Source organism: Bradyrhizobium sp., from assembly GCF_036009065.1.
GTDB lineage: Bacteria > Pseudomonadota > Alphaproteobacteria > Rhizobiales > Xanthobacteraceae > Bradyrhizobium.
Genome location: NZ_DASYMN010000262.1, coordinates 1 through 4,348, shown reverse-complemented (window position 1 = coordinate 4,348; position 4,348 = coordinate 1). Strand labels below are relative to the sequence as shown.

Genomic DNA, 4,348 nt, shown 5'->3' with positions numbered 1-4,348 from the left:
TCCATAGCTCTGCCAGTGGTCCAGCGCGCCGTCCTCGATCCAGAACGTCAGGCTGCCACGCCGACGTAAGCCAGCTTCATACGCCGGCCAGTTCTGCACCTTGAACACCATCTTCGGGATATGATGACGGCGACCGACGTTGTGTTTGTGCGGCATGAGAGGTCAGAACCAAAGAGAGGGAAGAGCATCATAGGCGTTAAATTAGCTCCGCACCGGATAGCAGACATGCGGTTTTCGTTTTCGTCTGGGGTGAGCGAGGCGGCGATGCACGTTGGCGGCAGCGTGCCGAAGATCATCGAGAGCGATGCTGCCAAGAACTGCGATGAGCAGCACACGCCGGGTGATGTCCCACACGCGCCAGAGCGAAGGGGTGTAAGCAGCGTCGAGCAGGTCCTCAGGGGGAAGATGCCAGGAAGTCCTGGCCGAAGTCGTCGCACAGCAAGGCCAGGATGAGATGCGCGGTCAGCCAGCTTCGTGATGCCCGCTCGGTTTGGGTCGGGATGCGGTCCATGCGCAGCAGCGATTTCAACCGTTTGAACGCGAGTTCAATTTGCCAGCGCAAGCGATAAACCGCGAGCAGTTCCTCGCCCGGGTCGCCCTCGGTTGGCAACGAGGTGCCCAGGATCATGAACTCTGCTGCGACCAGGCTGCGCGGATCGAGCACCTTCTGCTTGCGTGACGCCTCGCTGCCTAATTTCTTGCGGGCGGCCTCGGTCGCCTCTGGTGTCTTGCGCTGAATGATCAGGCGCAGCGGTAACGGCGGGTCCAGCGGGCCAATCTTGGCGCGCAGCATCACGTCGTGCGGCGTCATATCAGCAGGCAGCGTGTCGAGATGCGTGATGAGATCGAAGTCGGATCCGTCCTGGCGGGTCAGGCGGAAGGCATTCCAACCCACCCGGACGATGAAATCGGCTTCGTTTGCACTCCGTTGGCGGAAGCGGTGCAGGCTCGGCGCGCGGGCAAAATTGCGGTCGCCGATGCGTATCTCGCCCGGGCTCGGGGCACCACGCTCGATCGCCTCGGCACCGTGCTTGTCGGTCAGCTCGAAATGCGAGAAGCCGCCGCGTCCGAGGTCGTAGACCGCGTGCAGCCGCCAACTGGTCGTCTTGTTGCCCGGCTCGCAAAAGCAGCTGCCGTCGCTGGCGCGCAGCGTGCGCCCGGTCCAACGCACGGCCGCACCCGGAGCCTGTTCCGCCAGTTGGCAGACCATCACGGCGTCCAGGAACTCAACTGCCTTGTCCAGGCGATACTTCACGGCTGGGTCACTCATCTCGGCAAAGCCGCGCATCGTCCCCCAGGCGGCTGTCTCGCTCAGCGACAAGCCGCCGGGACCGCGCGCCAGCGCCAGACGCAGCAGGTCGGCGCCGCTCCCAAGCGCACGCCTGCGCTCGATCGCCCTGGTTTGCCGGGCGAGGTTGTCGAGATCAAGCGCGGCGGGCAGTCGCCGCAGCAATTCGTCAAACTGGTCTGCCGGCAGAGATGCTGTGTTTGGCATCTGCCCCCAGAATCGTACCGAGAGGCATCAGATCAATAGCTAATTTAACGCCTATCTGGGCTTCCCCCCTGGGAGTGGAGGGATGGGATCAGAGCATTACGCGGCCAGCATGGTGATCCCCTCCAAGTTGGCCCGTGCCTCGGCAGGTGTTCTGTAGCCGAGAGCGGAATGAAGGCGCTGCCGATTGTAGAACACCTCGATGTCATCGAACACCGCCGCTTTCGCCGCCTCGCGGGTGCGGAAGCGACAGTGATGGACGTGCTCGACCTTGAGCGCGGCAAACACGCTCTCCATGGGGGCGTTGTCCAGGCAGTTACCCCGGCGGCTCATCGACTGAACGATGCCATGCCGCTCCAAAACGGCCCGATACGGCTCAGCGGCGTATTGCACCCCGCGGTCTGAATGGTGGATCAACCCCGGTGCCGGGGAATGACGCTGCAAGGCCATGACCAGGGCGTCGGTGCATAGCTCGGTTCGCAAGTGATCAGCCATTGACCAGCCGACGATCTCGCGTGTCGCCATGTCCTTGATCGCGGCCAGATAGAGCCAGCCCTCATCACTGGCAATGTAGGAGATATCGGCCAGCCATACTTGGTCTGCCCTGTCTGCGGTGAAGTTTCGTGCCAGACGATTGGGGGCGATCGGATGGTCATGACGACTGTTGGTGGTGCGCGGAACAGGCCGTTGGCTCTGCCGGGCGGACAGATCCATTTCGCGCATCAGCCGCTCAATATGCCGACGTGAATGCCGCCGGCCTTCCCGACGCAGTTCAGCATGGACCCGTGGTGAGCCGTAGACCTGCCGACCGGCGGCAAAAATCCGCCCGATGTGACCGCGTAACACGGCTTCTGCCTCGGCCCGGTGTTGATGGGTGGGGATCGCCTGCAGCCAGGCATAGAAGCCGCTGACACTGACGCCAACAACGCGGCACAGCAGGCTCACGGCATGGTTCGCCCGCTCGGCCGAGACAAAGGCGAATTGGGTCATGCGATCCCCTTGGCGAAAAAAGCCGCCGCCTTTCGCAGGATCTGGTTCTCCTCCTCGAGGCGTTTGTTCTCGCGTCGGAGCCGCTGCATGTCCGCCTCCTCGGCCTTGCGCTGGGCCAGCGCCTCAGCCGATCCGCCGGCGAGATGCTCGGTGCGCCAGGTGCTGAGCTGGCCGGTGCTCAGCCCAAGTTCGGTTGCCACCTCTGAAATGCCGCGTCCGTCCAGCACACGCTTGACCGCTTGCGCCTTGAACTCCGGCGTGAACCGCCGTCGATTGCGTTTGTCTGCCATCGCCTCCTCCTGGAGTTCGGGGGTTCTTTAGCAAACCCTTGTAACTTGGAGGTGCCGCCGTCGTGTAAGCTCGACGATGCGGTGGCAGGCGGAAGACCGATAACCCAGAGGGACACCAAGCCCGTAGTGGAGCATGGTATTCCGCCCGTCGTTCCATCGAACCCGAACAGTCGCTTGGGCCGCCAGCGAAGCCCGCTTGCGCAAGGACGGGACAGGATGGACGCCATTGTTGTTGGGATTGATGTCTCGAAGGATCGCCTGGATGTGGCTGTGCGTCCTTCTGGTGAGAGTTTCGCCGTGTCACGCGATGCATCCGGGCTTGGCGATCTGATCAACCGCCTCAAACCTCTCACGCCGCGTATCATCGCCTTGGAGGCGACCGGCGGCTATGAGACCGTCGTGGCGGCCGGCCTTGCTGCTGCCGCGTTGCCCGTGGTCATTGTCAATCCTGCTCAGATTCGCGCCTTTGCTCTGGCGTTGGGTCAGCGCGCCAAGACCGATCCGTTGGACGCCGGCGGCATTGCCCACTTCATCGAAGCGACCAAGCCTGCCGTGCGGCCGTTGCGCGATGCCGATACCCAACATCTGGCCGATCTGCTCGCACGGCGCGGTCAGATCATCGACATGATCGTCGCCGAGCGTCAGCGCCAGAAGCGCCTGACCGGCAAGTCGCTGCAGAAAAGTATTACCCGCCTGCTGGCGGCCTTGCAGAAGGAACTCTCGGCGCTGGAGACCGACATCGACGATGCCGTCCGCGGCACCCCGGCCTGGCGCGAAACAGAAGACCTGCTGGCCTCCGTCCCGGGTGTCGGCAAAATTGTCGCACGCACACTCATGGCCGAATTGCCAGAACTCGGTACGCTCGACCGCCGGAAGATCGGTGCGCTCGCCGGCCTCGCACCATGGACCCGGCAGTCCGGCCAGTGGAAAGGCAGGCGTTTCATCGGCGGCGGCCGGGCCAGGGTGCGCTCGGCCCTGTTCATGGCCGCCATGGTCGGCGCACGCCACAACCCTGTGTTGAAGGCGTTCCGGGATAAGTTGGTCGCCGCGGGGAAGCCCAAGCTCGTGGCTCTGGTTGCCACGGCCCGCAAACTGCTGACGATCCTCAACGCGATCATTCGCGACGGACAGATATGGCAGGAGATCATGCATGTCGCAGCATCGAACTGACCTTAACCACGCTTCGCGTCCGCGAAATCATCCAGGGGTCAGATCAGGCTTGACCGACAAGACAGTCGCTCCACTCCCAGGGGGGAAGCCCAGGCTCTTGCGCAGGCGTCACTTCAAAGAGAGTGAGCGTGCCGTATTCCCGCTCAAGGCATGCCTGCACCGCTGGGAGAAGCGGAGGCATCACGAACGCTATTCGGGTCTTCTGCTTGGCCCCGGGCGGTCTGTAGCGGACCTTCAGCGGGGAACAATCTAACAAACCCCTATGTGTACTATATTCATAGGGAGATGTTAGCCCGTCTTATTCAGCGGGCTGAAGCAGGAACGGCGTTCTGATCACTGAGCACAGCTTCACTACGTGACATTTCATCACGAATTCGGAAGATATCTGGTGGCGCTGGTGGTTGGC

At 62.8% G+C, this 4,348-nt stretch carries 3 protein-coding genes and 1 pseudogene; 1 reads left to right on the top strand and 3 read right to left on the bottom strand.

Features of this window, described 5'->3' with window-relative positions; genetic code table 11:
• The 3 genes and pseudogenes from VGP39_RS15880 to VGP39_RS15870 form a co-directional block, all read right to left on the bottom strand.
• A pseudogene (locus VGP39_RS15880) lies at nucleotides 1-156 on the bottom strand (IS5/IS1182 family transposase); the annotation flags it as partial.
• A 238-nt stretch (nucleotides 157-394) separates the two neighbouring features.
• Nucleotides 395-1,495, bottom strand: coding sequence for a transposase (locus tag VGP39_RS15875; RefSeq protein ID WP_327569054.1), 1,101 nt, complete (start codon nucleotides 1,493-1,495; stop codon nucleotides 395-397).
• Between the two features lie 96 nt (nucleotides 1,496-1,591).
• Nucleotides 1,592-2,772, bottom strand: a protein-coding gene (locus VGP39_RS15870) for an IS3 family transposase (protein ID WP_327569053.1) whose coding sequence is annotated in 2 segments (ribosomal slippage) — nucleotides 1,592-2,479 and nucleotides 2,482-2,772 — 1,179 coding nt in all. Because the reading frame shifts where the segments join, the coding sequence is not laid out codon by codon here.
• Nucleotides 2,773-2,988: 216 nt separating this feature from the next.
• Here VGP39_RS15870 and VGP39_RS15865 point away from each other — a divergent pair.
• On the top strand, nucleotides 2,989-3,942 hold the full coding sequence (locus VGP39_RS15865; RefSeq protein WP_327569052.1) for an IS110 family transposase: 954 nt from the start codon (nucleotides 2,989-2,991) through the stop codon (nucleotides 3,940-3,942).
• Nucleotides 3,943-4,348 lie beyond the last annotated feature (406 nt).

Excerpts from the sequence above, each read along its gene's own strand:
- VGP39_RS15875 (WP_327569054.1), bottom strand. The coding sequence starts at position 1,495 with ATGCCAAACACAGCATCTCTGCCGGCAGACCAGTTTGACGAATTGCTG.
- VGP39_RS15865 (WP_327569052.1), top strand. The coding sequence starts at position 2,989 with ATGGACGCCATTGTTGTTGGGATTGATGTCTCGAAGGATCGCCTGGAT.